Here is a 17,240-nt window from a genome sequence, read left to right as displayed (position 1 = left end):
TGCAGGGTTCATCACCCGAGTAATAGCTAGCAATGCTTACTCCGCGACTTGCTGAATGGTCATGGTTTCCTCATTTCTCTGTTGCGCAATCAATAGTGATTGCTCGGTTAAACTGGCTTCTGAGGAGGCATCAACCTGATTAACTAGTTTGTTGTCTAGATCAAACTCACTCTGTACTAATGTCTCGTAGAGATAATAATCGGTAACGTCGTCCAGGGTAACGTTAGCCGAAGCGTTTAAGGAAGCCACAGCCAATACTGTTGCCAATACTAAAGAACCTGATTTTTGCACTAATGTTTTCATAACTTTATCCCATCTGAATTAATTGAAAATCTATTTGAGAGCAACTGTTTGTTAAGCGACTTCTCTCTCGATATGGGTAAAGCATAAAATGATTGATTGGAAAAATCGTGCAAAATACCACCAATCCGTGTTTTTCGGCGATGAAGCGATAAGGTGCCTAAAACACAGGATAATTGAACGTAAAAATTTGTTATTTCATCTATGCCAGAAAAAGTATTGCTGTCTGGGCACAAAAAAGGCTGCCTCTATAAAGGGGCAGCCTTATCTCCTCAATATTGCCTGTTGTAATAACGACTAAGCAGATTTTTCGAGATGTTCAGGGTGTGCGTGATGGTCGTGATCATCGTGTTTATAGGGATCATCATCCACCAGAGTTACCGGCATATCCACTATGCGCTCACCGATATCATCAATGGTGAGCGTTGGATCGTCGATGGCTTTTTCCAGTAACTCAAACGCATCATTAAAATACAGAGCCATGCTTTCTAAGCTTTTAATATTGGTATCACAACAGACAATGCCAACATTTGCCGTGTTGTTATAGGTCAATAGCGTAATGTTAACCCCACCACCTGGCACGATGGTGGAAATCGGGTAAACAGCTAACAACTTTGCATCGCCAAAGTAGCGCGTCTCAGCAGGTCCTGGCACGTTGGAAATCAAAATATTGGCAATGGGCTTCACCAGTGAGGACATACGCAATACTTCAAACAACAAAGCAAAGGTCTGGATAAGCACAGTGTAGTAACTAAACGCACCGGAATGGGCACGCTTTGCTGCCAGCTTCACCACTCGATGATTCTCAATGATCTGGCGTAACCTCAAGATCGGATCGTGTTTACCGTGGGCCAACTTTACCGGCACAATGGCTATTTTATTGCCTCCGGTCTGCTCTCCGGGCTTGCGCAAGTTAATTGGCATATTGGTGTAGAGTGCCTTTTCAAAGGTATGGCCATGATCCGTTAAAAACTGGTGAACACCAATATCAAAGCAACACAAGAGCACTTCATTAACCGTGGCTCGGAGTCGTTTGCCAACAGCCTGTACACGCGAGAAGTCCATATCAACTGTTGCTACAGTACGGCCCCGTTTCACCTGCCCGGTAAGCATAGTTTTGGTGCCTGAGAAAGGAATGGGCATATAGGTGGGATTGACTCGCAGGATCTTCATTAACAAACGCACAAGAATGATCAGGATATCCTTGAATGCAATTAAAAACTCCCAAATACCTTTAAAGAAAGCCACGAATGGATTTTTTTTCGGTCTCGGTCTGCGTTTGCGCTCAACTGCCCATACAGGTGTGAACTCACCTAATTGTGGATCAGGTAAATAGCCCGCCTGAAACCATTTCACCATCGTCGCGCCATCACCGTACATGTGATGGATCTTGGCGTACATTGCAAACTGTTTTCCAGACTTGCCTTTTATAACAGTGTACTGCCAAAGAGGCTTATCTCGCTCAAGTCGAGGCTCGTGCAACCTGGCCACAAGCTGATGTAACAAGTGTTTATCAGACACATCATCCACTTCGATGACCTTGACATGGTATTCCATATCAAGCTCTTCTAATGGCGCGAATTTAATAGGGTAAGGACCAATTGATTTTACGCGATAGTTAAAGGGGGCAACGGCTTTGTTGTAACTACGCAATTTTTCTACCAGTTTATCCAGGTAGTCATCTGGAGCATCATCGGGCATTTCCAACAGTTGTAAGCTGGCAACGTGTTTGGGGTTATCCTCCGATTCTGTGATCCAGAAGGTCTTATCCAGAAAAGGAATACTTGTGCTCATCTTATTGTCCCTGCTCACGAGCTGTGAGCGCTTTGTTTTCGTGTGTTCTTTTCCGCCGTCGTGATTTTATTGTGGCGGAGTAACTAATTCATAACCATTGTAACCTTAACTCAAAATTCTTCACGTTCAATCATGACATAAAGCGAAGTAATTTGAGATTCATCAATATTCATGTATGGCGTTAATGCAAACAGCACATCGCCAAGGCACTCATAGATATAATGCTCACTTTCGATATCCTCACCTTTTACCAAGTAGTAATTAGTCGCCTGTGTAAACACCATGGAGATAAGACGCACAAGGTGATGTTGCTGGCTAGCATTGAGTTGCATGCTGCCCTGTCCAACATAGCGGCTCAATAACAGATTAAAGCTTTTTTCCTGACTTTGAATGAGACGCTTGAACCCTCTGCCAATAGTGGGGTATTTGGCCATTAGATCGGCGGGGTTGTGATACAAAAAGCGAAACATGTGGCTACTCTGTAACACCATAACCAGAAAATAAAAGAACTCTTCAATTTTAAGGTCGACATCTTTTGGCGAAGTTAAAATTTTGTCCATGCGCTCCTTATACATCTCGAACAGCGCAATGACCATGACCTCTTTTCCTTTGTAATGATAGTAGAGATTACCCGGGCTGATATCCAACTCAAGGGCAATATCTACGCAACTGACATTATTCTCACCGCTGTCATTAAACAGTTCTAATGCCGTCAGAAGTATTCGCTCTGCTGTTTTCATGCTTTACCTGTCGCCGTGTTTTGTTTTAGTAATCCATTGCGCTTTTGCATCAGGTTCCGTAAATTACGCAATGGTCGGACTTGTTACTGATACTAGCTCGCCTGCTTCATCTTCAGCAACCCTTTGTTTGCTATGGCGAGTATCAATGGAATCAATGAGTTATCTCAATCAATTCTAGACAAGCAATTAAATGACCGAAAGTAAGCAACGGGAAATAACATGATAAGAGTCTTGTTTAACAAAAAAGGGGGCGTGGGAAAATCCAGCCTGACGGTCAACTTAGCGGCAATTTCAGCCAGTAAAGGATTAAAAACCCTGGTACTGGATTTGGACACTCAATGCAATGCCAGTCGCTATCTGCAAAAGGAAAACGCCGAAAAGCAAGACAGCATCTTTGAATTGTTTGATCAAACCATAACCTTTCATTTGCGCAAAAAGCCTCCGGTTGAATATTGCCAGGAAACCCAATACGAAAATTTGTACATTATTCCCGGCTCACCCAATCTAGCCGATATCGAAAGTGAATTAGATAGTCGTCATAAGATATACAAATTGCGAGAAGCCCTACAGAAGCTAAGCAAAGAATTCGACAGGATCTTTATTGATACACCGCCAGCGCTGAACTTTTATAGTTTGTCCGCATTGATAGGCGCAGATTCAGTTTTGATCCCCATCGACTGCGATGATTTTGCCATCCAGGGACTATTGAGTGTGCAAAATCAGATTGCCGAGATTATTGAGGACCACAACGAAGATCTCAAAATTGAAGGCATCATCGCTAACCAGTATATGACTAATGCCAAGCTTCCCGGAAAGATTATCGATGATTTAATCGAGCAGGATTATCCCGTTATTCCAAAGTACATTGCTCAATCAGTAAAAATGCGAGAATCACATCAGGTACAAAAACCCCTGATTCATTACGCCCCTAAGCATAAGTTGACTCAGTCGATAGTCGCTGTTTACGAAGAGATTGAAGGCCAAGCCAGTTAATTCAGTATTATAAAGAACATGAAAAAAACCTGCGATGCTGAGTATCGCAGGCTTTCAATATTGGTTTAACAATGAGCTAAACAACCTCATTTACCGCGATGTCAAAACTAGCGCTTGTACAGTGACTCAATAGTGGCAGAATCAAGCGTATGGGCGTTTACCATATAGCCTACGAGTGCACCGGAAGCTGACTGATTCAGATCCAGCTTTTTCGATAATGCGTGCACAGTAAATTGATAGCGATGCGCACCATCGCCTTGTGGTGGGCATGCGCCACCAAACCCGGCAACACCGTAGTCATTCTCGATTTGTAAGCTACCTTCAGGGGCATTCTTACCGCTGGGATTACCCGCATCTGTTGGCAGTGAGGTAACATCCAATGGAATGTTAACCAATTGCCAATGCCACCAGCCACTGCCCGTGGGAGCATCGGGATCATAAGCCATAATGGCAAATGCTTTTGTGCCTTCTGGCGCCCCAGACCATGAAAGTTGCGGGGATTTATCCTCCCCCGTACAACCAAAGCCATTAAATTCATGGGCTTTTGCCATAAAATCACCATGGCTGATGTCATTACTGCTCACCTGCATGGCCGACAATGCAGACATAGACATCGCTGCAGTGCCGCAAAATAATATCAAACGTTTCAAGCTTTTATTCATTTTTTGCTCCCGGATTTTGATTTTAAATCTCTTAATGCATTATGTTACAGCCGTCCAATCATTGCTACTGCCGTCAAATGCTAAAAGTATCAACATAAAGCCATAAAAAACTTACTCTTGCTGATAAACATCTCAGCCTTCAAGCAGAGTTAATTTGGTCTGCCCAACCAGTGTCTCGCCTATAAAAGGAGAGTTTTTTAGATTTAATTGTACTTTCTTTTAATTTACCGCTTCATAAAAAAGTCTTGCTTAGCGAAAACTATGGTTATCAGCTTTACCCTGTTGTTCTTACTCAGGAAGTGCTCAATGGAGTTAGCCGCACCACACTGCAACTAACAATCCCCATTTAAGTACCTGTCCTTGTTGGTCGTCACTAGCCAACCAGTTAAATGCCGAGCTTTTCGAGGAAAGCTTCAGTAGCGAAATGGTATCCAAAGAACAAGTGCAAAACTGGCTAAATTCTCGAGAAGTGGCGTTAGCTACCCCTCACAATCAACGTTCTAATGCTTACTTAAAATCACAATTGCATCTCGGTAGCTGGTTGAGTATTGAAGACTTGATATGGCAGGTTGAAAGCACTATTAGCACCCCAGTTCAGACCGCAGTTAAGCGTGAAGATGAACAAGAGTTTGCCAGATTAAATGGCAGCAACCTCCTGTTTTATGAAGACGCGGCAAGGCGCGTAAAGGCCTGGCTTGAAAAGTCTGAATGCATCGATAGTTACTGGTATAAAATCGAGCACCAGGAAAGTCTGCATGCCCACAATGCCGTGGTAATTGACAGCAATTACTAGAGGTATTGGGTAGTTGATGCTGTCAACTTAGTGATACCAAACTATTATCTGTGGAGAGTAGTACTAGACTTTGCTGCGCTAAATATCGGTATTTTCTGCGCAGCAATTATTTAGAATCTTCTGAATATGCAGATAAACCTTCACTGATCTCCAAAGGACAACCCGAGACTGGCCAACTTCTTGGCTCGTTCATCAAGGGCTTTGGCCTCGACTTCCACCAGCTCGGCCTGCTCCAGGTTTTGCATTGACGCTTCGTTAATATTCACAATATTGCGACTGATCTCCTTCGACACACTGCTTTGTTGTTCTGCTGCAGTGGATATTTGAATCGCCAGATCGGAAATTGCCGTAATACCATCATAAACTTTGAACACAATATCTTGCGTCTGCTTAGTTTCAACCACGCAGGAATCAGCAGCTTGTTTACCGGTTTCCATGGTGGATGCCCAATTGAGTAGCGTGTTTTGAATTTCGCCGATTGACGCCTGAATTTGCTCAGTTGCAGAGTGAGTCCGACTGGACAAGGCCCGAACTTCATCCGCTACCACAGAGAAACCTCGGCCATGCTCGCCAGCTCTTGCGGCTTCGATGGCAGCGTTCAGTGCCAACAAATTGGTTTGGTCGGCAATGCCCTGAATTTCCTGCATCACTCCACCAATTTTCTCTGCCTCTTCTGCCAGTTCACCTGCTGAGCCCGCAGACTTCGCCACTTCATCCGCCAAGGCAGAAACCTCATCCATAGTGTGGTTCATAGCACTGGTTGCCTGCTGACAATAATCATGGGCGGATTCTACCCGCGAACGAGTTTCAATGGTGTTTTGCGCAACTTCATTAATAGTAGCCACCATCTCTTCAATGGCAGTGGACACCTGGTGCAATTCATGAGTCTGTTTCTCAACCCCTTCCTTAGCGGAATGGGCTGTCAACTTAAGGTTTTTTGCTCCCTCATCAAGAGAATGAGTGCTGTCACTAACCCGTCCAAGGATAGTGGCCACCTTGGCTTGTAACATTTGAATGTGAAATAGTGCAGAACTGTTTTCGCCTGAATCGGTGTAGACTAATCGAGATACACTGTCGTAATCACTTTGCAATTTTTTGTTAAAGTTGCCTTGTGCGATAACTTCAGGATAAAACAAGCCAAGCGCCAAAAGAGGCAATAAAAACGTGGCCCAATAGGCCTGACTGCCCAACCATAAAATTAATAACGAAAGTAAGACAAATAAGGGCAATTTATATCGAGTGATCACCGCAAATGGAGATGTAAGGCTCTGGCCGGAATTTACCTTGCGGTATAAACCTTCGGCACGTTGACGAAACTCAGGCTTGAGTTTTCTGCGCACAGACTGATAGCCCACGCGTTTGCCGTTGTCATAAATCGGTGTAACGAACGCATCAACCCAATAGTAGCGTCCATCTTTACAGCGGTTTTTTACCGCACCGCGCCACGCTTTGCCTTGCTTGAGCCGCTCCCACATGTCAGCGAATGCAGCTTTAGGCATATCAGGATGACGCACAATGTTGTGGTTCTTACCCACCAACTCCGAAGGTTTATAACCTGCAACTCTACAAAAAACGTCATTTGCGTAGGTAATTATGCCGCGTTCGTCGGTGGTGGAGACTAATTCCTCCTGCTCTGAGAATGTAACCTCACTATCAACAACTTGCTGATTTCTTCGATTCATAACACTTCCTTTTCTAAACTACCCGGAATCCGATAACACCAGTTTACAATAGTAACAAAATTACCGCGGCGATGAAAAATATCAGTTCGTTATCAATTGTCTTCGGTTACCGTAGCAGCGTTTAGAACAATATTTTACTTCATGCCAACAACGCTCCCATTTTTTGCGCCACACAAATGGTCGCTGGCAAACCGGGCATATCTTAGAGGGAAGGTGAGTTTTTTTCATTGATACAGGTCAAAGCACATCACTAAATATTAAATCCCGATGTCCTGAAAAAACTGATGAGCATGTTGCTGTATATCTCGCTTTTCACTGTCGCTTTTCTTCCCTAAGGTATTGTATATCATCGACATACGCGGATTTTTAGCAAAGCTGGCCTGATTCTCTATCAGGAAATTCCAGTACATATAATTGAAAGGGCAAGCCTGCTCTCCCAGTTTTTGTTGCACCTTGTAGTGGCAACCTTTGCAGTAATCAGACATCTTGTTGATATAACTGCCACTAGCTGCATAGGGTTTGCTGGCCAGGGTGCCACCATCGGCGAATAAAATCATCCCTGTTACGTTGGGAAGCTCCACCCATTCAAACGCATCGGCATAAACCAGCAAGTACCACTCGTTCACTTCGTCAGGGTGCAAACCGGCCAGTAATGCAAAGTTTCCCAGTACCATCAAGCGCTGAATATGGTGGGCATAAGCATTTTGCTTCGTAGTGCGAACACATTCCGCCATGCAGTTCATTTTGGTCTCACCACTCCAATAAAAATCCGGTAACGCGCGTTTAGCAGCGAGAAAGTTTTTATCTTTATATTCAGGCATCAAATACCAATACAACCCCCTCACGTATTCCCGCCACCCCAACACTTGTCGGACAAATCCCTCCACGGCATTCAACGGAGCCGCGCCTATTCGCCATGCATGCTCAGCCGCTTCAATGGCTTCCATCGGTGACAACAGGCCAACATTCAAATAGAAACTAATATGGCTGTGGAACAACCAGTCCTCACCTTGCTTCATGGCATCTTGATAGGTACCAAATTCAGGGAGACGATGCTCGATGAAATTGTCCAGCACTTTACAGGCTTGCTCTCGGGTCACCGCGAACTGAAATGGCTCCAGATCGCCAAAATGATCATCGAAGTGCTCGGCAACCAGAGCGACTACCTGTTCTGTGATCTCATCCGGTTCAAAGGTGTCCTGTGCGGGAACGGGTATCTCTTTTGGGAGTTTTTTACGGTTTTGCGCATCGTAATTCCATTTGCCCCCCACAGGCTGACCATTCTCCATCAGGATGCCATACTTTTTGCGCATCTCGCGATAAAAAAACTCCATGCGCAGCTGCTTTTTGCCTTTTGCCCATGCGTTGAAAAATTCGGCGTCGGCGAGAAAGCGCTCATCGGGCAGCAATGTAACGCTAGTATCCAGTTTTTGCTGCCAGGTTTGCATGTCACTGAGCAAGCGATATTCACCTGGCTGAGTAACAAAAACCTGAGAGTAATTGTCTTTACTGCATAGATTTTTTACTTCCTCAAAGAGACTACCTTTGTTTTTCGGATCGTCATACTTGCGATACAAAACTTTGTAGCCTTGGGCACTTAACTCATAAGCAAAGTGACGCATGGCAGAGAATATGAAGGCAACCTTCTTTTTATGGTGCTTCACATATGTGGCTTCGTTTTTTACTTCGGCCATGAGCACCACCCCGGTATCCTTATCTAAGCAGGCAAGGCTGGAAAGGTTATGGCTTAATTGGTCGCCTAAGATCAGGCACAATTGTTTGCTCATATCAGCAGGCTCTAGGAAACATTTTTAAGTTCTGCAAAGGCATCTAAAGCGCGTTGCCTTGAGGCTTTAAGATCCACCAGCGGTTCTGGATAATCATTGCCTAATTCCACGCCGCATGCGCGCAAAATGTCAGTTTTGGCTTCCCAAGGTTTGTGAATGAGTTTCGCAGGCACTTTTTTGAGCTCAGGACACCAGGTTTTGACGTACTCCCCTTGTGGATCAAACTTTTCCCCTTGAGTCACTGGATTAAAAATACGGAAATAGGGCGCCGCATCTGCGCCGGAGCCAGCTACCCACTGCCAACTGGCGACGTTACTGGCAAGGTCGGCATCCACCAGGCAATCCCAAAACCATGCCTCGCCTTCCCGCCAATCCAATAACAGATTTTTAACCAGAAATGAGCCGACGATCATGCGCACCCGATTGTGCATGTAACCAGTAGCCCAAAGCTCCCGCATACCAGCATCCACGATTGGGATCCCAGTTTTACCTCTTTGCCAGGCTTGCAGTTGCTGATTGTCAGAGCGCCAGGCGAACTTGTTAAATTTGACGTTAAAGTTTTCCGTTACCATATCTGAAAAGTGAAACAGCAAATATGCAGAGAATTCTCGCCAGCCCAGTTCTGAAAGGTAACAATCCACATCGGGGTGCTCAACCGATATTCCCTGTTGCTCACATTTATCTAACACTGCATACCAGACTTGATTGGGAGAGATTTCGCCAAAGTGTAAATGCGGTGATAATCTGGACGTTGCTGCAACAGCAGGGATATTGCGCTCTTCTTTATAGTTGAATAAAGGACCATCCAAAAAAGCTTGCAATCGATCTTTAGCCCCCTGCTCTCCCGGACTCCAGTGACGCATCATCTGCTCGTCCCAGTTAATCTTGGGAATAAAATTCAGGTCCTCGATGTCTACCGCGTCGGATACCGCAGTCTCCACAAAGTTAATTTTAGCGGGCCTTTGCAACGGGAATCTGGGAACAGAAGCAGCTAAGCAACCTTTGCGATAATAGGGCGTGAAGACTTTATAAGGTGTTCCGTCTTTTTTGAGGATATCGGTGGGCGCCCACAAGTGTCCCGCATTAAAACTTTTTACCTTCAAACCTTGCTCTTGCAAACCAGATTTAATTTTGGTGTCTCGAGCTATAGTTTCCGGTTCATATCCCCTGTTCCAGACTATGGCGTCTGGCTTTAAATCCGCCACAAGCTTGTTCAAGACTTCCAGTGGTTCGCCTTTAAATACCCTCAAGTTGCCTTTCAGAGCACTATCAATAGACAGTAATGAATCGTGCAACCAGCGCCTGGTCGCAGCACCACACTCTTTTTCTACTCCCGTATCGTGGATGTAAATGGGTAACACGGAACCCTGCTCCACTGCAAAACACAACGCAGGATTGTCAGTGAGACGCAAATCATTGCGCATCCAATAAATTGTAACCATGGCTAATCTTTTTTGACTGATATAAAGGACAGTACGAAGTCCCTATTGATGAGATCAGTAATCTGCGCTCATGTGCGGTCATTTTAATCACTCAATATTGCTAAATGATCTGATCTCATGCGAGCCAGGTAATCAGCTATATGAAAACTAATATACGAAATGGTTTATTCTGGTTCAGGCATGACCAGCGGGTGTCAGATAATCTGACATTGCATCGCATTTGTCGCGAAGTTGATAATTTACTTTGCGTTTTTGTGCTCGAGCCCCACTGGTTTGAGGCCAGACAGTTTATGGCTAAACCTCTCGGAAAACATCGTCAGCATTTCTTGTACCAGTCTCTGGCTTGGTTGCAAACTGAACTTCGGAAGCTCGGTTCTGATTTGCTAATGGTTGAGGGACACGCTGAAGTTGAAATAACAAAACTCATTAAACAGCACAAAATTTCTTATCTGGCTTGCTCTGAGTGTCCCGGAACTTATGAAAAGCAACAACTCAATAAATTGCGAGAAGCGGCCCCACACCTGACCATTTTGCAAGAAAACACCGACACCTTGTTCAATCAATTTGACTTGCCCTTTGAACTCCCGGACTTGCCCAAACACTTCACGCCGTTTCGCAAAAAAGTGGAGTCTTTAACTATTGATGCGCCGTTAAAGGCACCTGATTGGTTACCGCCACCACCAGAAACGGCTACTCAAAACTTTTTCTCAATCCAGACCGCGCCCACAAACTCCCCATTGTTCAAAGGCGGGGCTGTCGAGGCTAAAAAACGGTTAAATTATTACAGCTACCAAAGCCAAAAATTACTCAATTACAAACAAACCCGAAATGGGTTGTTGGCGTTCGACGATTCCACCAAACTTTCCCCCTGGTTGGCCAACGGCAACATCTCAGCCAAAGAGGTATATCATCATGTAAAGCGTTTTGAACGGGATATACAGGCAAATGAGTCCACCTATTGGCTTTATTTCGAATTGCTCTGGCGGGAATATTTCCAATGGTATTTATACAAACACGGGACTCGCGTTTTCCAGTTTTCGGGTGTTAAAGGCACCTCGCCGCTTACCTCCTTTTGGCCAGAGCGTTTTGAAAAATGGCGCACGGGCAACACCCCCTGGCCTATTGTCAACGCCGCTATGCGACAACTCAATAGTACAGGTTACATGTCAAACCGCGCCAGGCAATTGGTAGCAAGTTGCCTGGTACACGAGCTCAATCTCGACTGGCGATATGGAGCAGCCTGGTTCGAACAGCAACTAGTGGATTTTGATGTCGCAGTAAACTGGGGTAACTGGCAGTACCTGGCGGGTGTGGGTGCAGACCCAAGAGGTCACCGTCGATTCGACCTCGAAAAACAAGCGAAACAGTACGATCCTGATGGCTCTTTTATCAAAACCTGGTTAACCCATCAGGAAATCGAGCAAATGACGGCATCCAAAATAGACTCTACGGATATGGTGGATTGGCCCTGTTAACAATGCCCGACAACACACCTGAAAAACTGACTCCAGAGCGTGTTAATATAGTATGGCTAAAACGCGATCTTCGCCTGCGAGACCACGAACCACTATATATTGCACATCAAAATGGACAGCCTGTTCTGCTTCTCTATGTTGTTGAAGATATTCTGCAACAAGACCCCCATATGGACATTCGACATTGGCGCTTTATCTGGCAGTCACTGAAAGACATTGAACAACAACTAGCGCTGTTTGCCTCTCCCTTGTCAGTTACCTCTGGAGATTTTCTTCAAACACTGTGGCTTCTTAAAAAGCAATTTGGACGTTTCAATCTTTTCAGCCAACAGGAAATTGGGCTGGAAAATACTTTCAAACGCGACCGGGAAGTGGCGGCCTGGTGTGAAAAAAATGATATTTTTTGGCATGAAACACCCTGTGGTGCCGTAATACGAGGGTTAACCAACAGAGAACATTGGGACAAACACTGGCAAAAGACCATGCGCAGTGCCACAGCTGATGTAGTACTTGAAGACGTCAACTGGATTAACAGAGCGCAAATAGACATCCCGAAATTTATTCCTCCCGAAAGTTGGTTAGCAACCCAGGAAACTTTCCAACCGGGCGGGGAAAAGCGTGCCTGGTATACGCTGCACAACTTCTTCAAGGAGCGGGGTAAAGATTATGCCTGGTCTATTTCCAAACCTGAAGCATCTCGCCGGGCCTGCTCTCGTCTCTCCCCCTATTTGGCCTGGGGGAATATTAGTTTGCGTCAGGTTTATCAATTCACTTTAACGCATTGGGATAAAAAAGGCTGGCGTCGAGCGTTAGTGGCATTCGTTTCCCGTCTGCATTGGCATTGCCACTTTATCCAAAAGTTTGAATCTGAGTGCGCTATGGAAGGTCGCCCGGTCAACCAAGCCTATCAGCACTTTCAATACGACGACTCACCACAGAGCGAAATAATACTACGAGCCTGGCAAACGGGAAATACCGGCATCCCGCTGGTAGATGCCTGTATGCGCTGTTTGCAGCAAACGGGTTATATCAATTTTCGCATGCGCGCTATGCTGGTGAGTTATCTGGTGCACCATTTGGACATTGATTGGCGTCGCGGCGTTAGCCATTTGGGTAAGTTATTTCTCGATTTTGAGCCTGGCATTCATTACCCTCAGTTTCAGATGCAAGCGGGTGTCACTGGCGCCAATATGATCCGTATTTATAACCCTATTAAACAGGGGCAAGAACATGATCCTGACGGGGAATTTATCAAAAAGTGGGTGCCAGAATTACGGATACTTGATGCGCCTTTAATTCACACTCCATGGCAAATCTCTCCAATCGAAGCTCAAATGTTTGACTTTGAACCGGGTAAAACCTATCCGTTACCCATAGTTTTACCGGAAGACAGTTACAAGCAAGCCCAGCAGAAACACTGGAGCTTTCGCAAACGAGATGATGTCAAACAAGAAGGTAAACGCATATTAGCAAGACACACTGTGCCCTCTACCCGGCACAAATACAAACGGGGTTAACTGTCGAGTTATATCGGGAAATTTAATTAAAAATGAAATAAATCTGGAAGAAACCTGCTGCCATGCCTAATACGGCACCGGTAACGATAAGCTTCCACTCATCGGCCTGGTAGGCGGGTCGCAGTACCCCTTCAAACTCTTCGGGAGACAAAGCCTGCATTTTCTCGCACAAATCATCTCCAATGCGCAAAGCGCCGTGGGCATATTCGTAGGCATAGAGCATGTATTTACCGGTGTTTTCAAACAAGCGCTGAGCCGCCAGTTGTTTCATGCGATAGTAATTTTTAGACCCTACCCCCAAAGCAAAATAGGGTTGAGTAATCGACACATAACGCTCTATGGCATCGTTAACGTGTAACTCAATTAATTCCAGTAAATTATCTGAGCCTGAGCCGTGCAGCACAATATCGGTGATGTTTTCAGAATTCATCACCTTTTTATCGACGATTTCAGCATAGACTCGTGCGACTTCTTCCTGGCGCTTTAAAAACATGCCCTGCAAAGTAAAAGGTCCCACTTTAATGGGATTTTTGGGCTCAAAAATAATTTTGATGGCGATCCAATTGGTGAGATAGCCCACAATCAGCCCGCCCAACGGTAGCACCCACCAAACCGGGTAATAGATCCAAGTGATCATTGTGGGAATCCCCAACAGGAAACCAAAGTAGAGGCCTGACTTTTCAATAAAGGGGAACTCTTTAGCGCCGGCGCTTAGGAAGATTTCGTTGATAAGTTTCGGATTATTGACAAGTTGAGTGACAACCAGCTCTTTTATATCAAGAATTTCAGTAACATTGTGTTTGAAGTCGCTGATGATTTTGCGCACCACGTTAGGTATGTCCATCTCGATACGGGCGTATACCAGATTTTTACCCTGCGCAGGTAAACTAGCCCAAGCTGTAGGGGCAGCTTCTTGCATCACATCGTTAACGACCTTGCGGATCACTTGCTTGAGTCGGCGATGGATATTTTTACTGATTTCATCTGCATCAAGACGGCCAGCAATTTCTTGCACACTGAGCAATTTACCCAGCACCAGCTCCACCTCGATTTCCGCCATTTCGCGGCGTTTCATAGGGATAAGGCCCTGCCAACCAAAGATCGGTTTAATGCCAATAAACTCGATCGGATAAAACATCATTTTGACAGCGAGGAAATTAGTGAACCATCCAACAACAGCGCTAATCATCGGTATCAGCAGCAGCAAATAGTGTTCCTGGACGAATTCCATCATAAGTTTTTTGTGACTGTTTAGTATTGTTTTTATTGGCTATTAGGCGACAGGCTAACCACTGGGATTAGAATGGTCAATCTAAAAACCCAAATTTGCCGTATTGAGATACAGAAGTTCAAAAAGCAACCGATAAAGGTTAGCAAATTTACCCAACTTTAGCCGAAGTTTGCTTCACGTTTACAGATTTTCGGCTAAATTTCAGGATTTGGTAGCCATTTCTAATTCTATCGGTTTATATTGTGACATTATCGAAGCTGTAGATCGAGACTATGCAAAGACCACTGACCTTAGGAAAAATTGAAGAAGCCATTAACAATGCTTCATCCTATCAAGAGTATCGCGAAGCCTGTGAAGCTCACGATGCTTTGGCTGGTGCAGATGAGTGGAAAGCAAAAGACCGCGATAGAGGTTATGATTACCGACTCATTCGCAAGCGTGTTGAGCGTTTGAAATTTGCCCGTTTGCATGGTGATCCTGCTGGTCTAATGTCGATTTTACACGAGGGGATCCACGGTAATCTTGGAAACATTTCCAATCCGGAGCTAAATAACTACTGTAAAATCGGTACGAAAAACCTGATTCAGGAGTTTCTGGATGAGGTATGTGAAGCACTCAGCATGATCTACCATGCCGATGAAAATGATATCGACTTCTACGAAAAACTTTCGTTCTTTGAAGAAACCTACTACGCCTATGGTAAATCCTGCCTCATGCTGAGTGGCGGTGCAGGCTTGGGCTTTTTTCACTGCGGCGTAGTAAAGGCATTGGTTGAAGAAGATTTGATGCCTAATATCATTAGCGGTGCCAGTGCAGGTTCAATCATAACGGGCCTTGTAGGAACCCGCACCGATGATGAATTAAAAGATGTGCTGACTGCAGAATCCATCCATGAGAGATTCCGGCAGTGGTCAGTATGGCAAGGTTTTGGCAAAGACGGTCTGTTAGACAGCACCAATCTTGAAAATGCCCTGATTGAATTGTTTGGCGACATGACCTTCGAAGAAGCCTTTAAAAAGACTGGCCGTAAAATCACCATTACAGTTTCCCCTGCCGATTTGCATCAGTATTCCAGGTTGTTAAACCAGAAGACCGCACCTAACGCCATTATTACTATGGCGGTTCGGGCGTCGACCGCCATTCCTATGGTGTATTCGCCAGTGCAACTACGAGCCAAGAATGCCAGCGGTCAGATCGTACCCTACATCCCAAATCGAAAATTCTGCGATGGTTCTATTATGGCTGACATGCCATTTCAGCGACTGGCTAGATTGTACGGCGTTAACCACAGTATCGTAAGCCAAACCAATCCGATTGCAGTGCCCTTTTTGTCTCGCAACAAAAAACACGTGCATGATTTTGCTTCCATTACCAAGCGTCACCTGTTTAATCTGACAAAAATGAACAGTATTTATGCCTTTGATTTAGTGGAAAACGCCATTGACAGTCGCGCACTAAAACTCGGTATCCATAAAATTCGTTCCATCGTTGAGCAACAGTATGTGGGTGACATCAATATTCTGCCGCAGCGCAGTATGCGCAACATTTCAAAAATATTTTCTAACCCCACTCGTGGTGCGATACAAGACTTGATCGACAGTGCTGAGCGCGCTACTTGGCCACAGATGGATAATATCCGACGTAATACACAAATCAGCAAGGCTTTCAGAAAGTACAACAAGTTGCTCAAAAAGCGTGAACAGCAGTTACTCTCAGGACAATCAGGGTTGCGCCTGGTTAAAGCGGGCTAACGTCTCTTTAAAATACTAAGCCGCTTTTGCCCCGCAAAAGCGCTTTTTCAGCTCTTCAAAGTGGCGTTCAGCATGGTCTTTGATCATGCTGTTCACATGTTTGCGCAACCAGCATAAGCCTCCATCTTTTTCTTGCCTTTTATGCCAGTGACTGCAAAGTTGCGCCCCCTGAATATCCACTGGTGGTTTTGTTACGGCCAATTTGCCACTGAAAATCGCTTTTTCAAGCGTAGTGGGCGGTACCACCGAAATTAAATCACTCTCTGCAATGAGATCTGCCACCGCAGAAAAGTGATTTACCGTCATGGCAATGCGCCGCTTAAGCCCGTGCTGTGCCAATACCTGATCGGTATAACCTGTAATATCGCCTGATAAAGATACCAATAGATGTTCTGCGTCAGCGAACTCTTCCAGGGTTAAATTCGCTTTTGCCAGAGGATGACCTGGCCGCATGATGCACACGTATTTGGGGGTATACAGATACTCTGAGCGTATTACTGAGGGATCTTCAATATTGTTAGCACCAATCACCAGGTCCACTTCTGCGTCAATCAATACTTGCTCACCATTAATGATGGTATAAGGGATAGCATGAATATTAATGCCGGGGGCTTCTTGTTCAATGATCTTGCGCAGTGGCAGCCAGACAATATCAACCACAGCATCCGCTACTGCCAATCTGAAAGTTCGCTTAGACGTCGCAGGATTAAAACTTTCCGGCGCAACCGCACTGCTTAACTCCTGTAGTGGTTCTCGGATTTGAGACCATAAATTACGGGCATATAACGTTGGATGAATTGAGCGACCTTCTTTAATAAATAACTCATCTTTCCAAACATGACGCATTCGAGAGACGGCATTAGACACCGCTGGCTGTGTCATGGAAAGCCGTTCGGCGGCTCGCGTGATGGAACCTTCGGTCATAATAGCGTCAAATACCATTAATAAATTGAGCTCTTGATTGCGCATATTCATCTTCCTGTAAGTTAAACATCACTAAAAGTGATATGTCTCATACGATCATATAATTATTTTTATTTATTGCAAGCCCGCATAATGATTCCCGTCTGAAT

14 protein-coding genes and 1 pseudogene are annotated in these 17,240 nt (G+C 45.0%); 5 read left to right on the top strand and 10 right to left on the bottom strand.

Going from position 1 to position 17,240, the window contains the following annotated elements; genetic code table 11:
- Window positions 1-36: 36 nt before the first annotated feature.
- The 3 genes from AABA75_RS08205 to AABA75_RS08195 form a co-directional block, all read right to left on the bottom strand.
- Window positions 37-303 carry a hypothetical protein gene (locus AABA75_RS08205; RefSeq protein ID WP_338292134.1) on the bottom strand — a complete coding sequence of 89 codons (267 nt, stop codon included), beginning with the start codon at window positions 301-303 and terminating at the stop codon, window positions 37-39.
- A gap of 294 nt (window positions 304-597) precedes the next feature.
- Window positions 598-2,094, bottom strand: coding sequence for a wax ester/triacylglycerol synthase domain-containing protein (locus AABA75_RS08200; RefSeq protein ID WP_338292133.1), 1,497 nt, complete (start codon window positions 2,092-2,094; stop codon window positions 598-600).
- Between the two features lie 110 nt (window positions 2,095-2,204).
- Window positions 2,205-2,834, bottom strand: coding sequence for a TetR/AcrR family transcriptional regulator (locus AABA75_RS08195; protein ID WP_338292132.1), 630 nt, complete (start codon window positions 2,832-2,834; stop codon window positions 2,205-2,207).
- Between the two features lie 219 nt (window positions 2,835-3,053).
- On the opposite strand from AABA75_RS08195, the gene AABA75_RS08190 reads away from it, so the two are divergent.
- Window positions 3,054-3,827, top strand: coding sequence for a ParA family protein (locus AABA75_RS08190; RefSeq protein ID WP_338292131.1), 774 nt, complete (start codon window positions 3,054-3,056; stop codon window positions 3,825-3,827).
- A gap of 107 nt (window positions 3,828-3,934) precedes the next feature.
- On the opposite strand, the gene AABA75_RS08185 is transcribed toward AABA75_RS08190, so the two are convergent.
- Window positions 3,935-4,489 carry a YbhB/YbcL family Raf kinase inhibitor-like protein gene (locus AABA75_RS08185; RefSeq protein ID WP_338292130.1) on the bottom strand — a complete coding sequence of 185 codons (555 nt, stop codon included), beginning with the start codon at window positions 4,487-4,489 and terminating at the stop codon, window positions 3,935-3,937.
- Window positions 4,490-4,838: 349 nt separating this feature from the next.
- On the opposite strand from AABA75_RS08185, the pseudogene AABA75_RS08180 reads away from it, so the two are divergent.
- Window positions 4,839-5,282 (top strand): annotated as a pseudogene (locus tag AABA75_RS08180) (GTP cyclohydrolase, FolE2/MptA family); the annotation flags it as partial.
- A 140-nt stretch (window positions 5,283-5,422) separates the two neighbouring features.
- On the opposite strand, the gene AABA75_RS08175 reads toward AABA75_RS08180, so the two are convergent.
- The 4 genes from AABA75_RS08175 to AABA75_RS08160 form a co-directional block, all read right to left on the bottom strand.
- Window positions 5,423-6,964 (bottom strand): methyl-accepting chemotaxis protein, encoded by a 1,542-nt coding sequence (locus AABA75_RS08175; protein WP_338292129.1) that lies wholly within the window; start codon window positions 6,962-6,964, stop codon window positions 5,423-5,425.
- Between the two features lie 81 nt (window positions 6,965-7,045).
- Complete coding sequence (locus tag AABA75_RS08170) at window positions 7,046-7,192, bottom strand: DUF2256 domain-containing protein (RefSeq protein WP_338292128.1); 147 nt, start codon at window positions 7,190-7,192, stop codon at window positions 7,046-7,048.
- 29 nt (window positions 7,193-7,221) lie between these two features.
- Window positions 7,222-8,751, bottom strand: a complete 1,530-nt coding sequence (locus tag AABA75_RS08165) for a cryptochrome/photolyase family protein (RefSeq protein ID WP_338292127.1) — start codon at window positions 8,749-8,751, stop codon at window positions 7,222-7,224.
- 11 nt (window positions 8,752-8,762) lie between these two features.
- Complete coding sequence (locus AABA75_RS08160; RefSeq protein WP_338292126.1) at window positions 8,763-10,193, bottom strand: cryptochrome/photolyase family protein; 1,431 nt, start codon at window positions 10,191-10,193, stop codon at window positions 8,763-8,765.
- A 140-nt stretch (window positions 10,194-10,333) separates the two neighbouring features.
- Between AABA75_RS08160 and AABA75_RS08155 the strand changes: the two genes are divergently transcribed.
- On the top strand, window positions 10,334-11,668 hold the full coding sequence (locus tag AABA75_RS08155) for a DASH family cryptochrome (RefSeq protein ID WP_338292125.1): 1,335 nt from the start codon (window positions 10,334-10,336) through the stop codon (window positions 11,666-11,668).
- Window positions 11,669-11,670: 2 nt separating this feature from the next.
- Window positions 11,671-13,185: a deoxyribodipyrimidine photo-lyase gene (locus tag AABA75_RS08150; protein WP_338292124.1), complete on the top strand. Its 1,515-nt coding sequence runs from the start codon at window positions 11,671-11,673 to the stop codon at window positions 13,183-13,185.
- A 22-nt stretch (window positions 13,186-13,207) separates the two neighbouring features.
- Here the strand turns inward: AABA75_RS08150 and AABA75_RS08145 are convergent, their stop codons facing one another.
- On the bottom strand, window positions 13,208-14,416 hold the full coding sequence (locus AABA75_RS08145; protein ID WP_338294823.1) for a DUF445 domain-containing protein: 1,209 nt from the start codon (window positions 14,414-14,416) through the stop codon (window positions 13,208-13,210).
- A gap of 272 nt (window positions 14,417-14,688) precedes the next feature.
- Between AABA75_RS08145 and AABA75_RS08140 the strand changes: the two genes are divergently transcribed.
- Complete coding sequence (locus tag AABA75_RS08140) at window positions 14,689-16,167, top strand: DUF3336 domain-containing protein (RefSeq protein ID WP_338292123.1); 1,479 nt, start codon at window positions 14,689-14,691, stop codon at window positions 16,165-16,167.
- 15 nt (window positions 16,168-16,182) lie between these two features.
- Here the strand turns inward: AABA75_RS08140 and AABA75_RS08135 are convergent, their stop codons facing one another.
- Window positions 16,183-17,136 (bottom strand): LysR family transcriptional regulator, encoded by a 954-nt coding sequence (locus tag AABA75_RS08135; protein WP_338292122.1) that lies wholly within the window; start codon window positions 17,134-17,136, stop codon window positions 16,183-16,185.
- Window positions 17,137-17,240 lie beyond the last annotated feature (104 nt).

The sequence above is a fragment of the Planctobacterium marinum genome (assembly GCF_036322805.1).
In the GTDB taxonomy this organism is placed as follows: Bacteria; Pseudomonadota; Gammaproteobacteria; order Enterobacterales; family Alteromonadaceae; genus Planctobacterium; species Planctobacterium marinum_A.
Note: the sequence above shows the minus strand (reverse complement) of the source record. Positions and strands in the feature narration are given on the sequence as shown.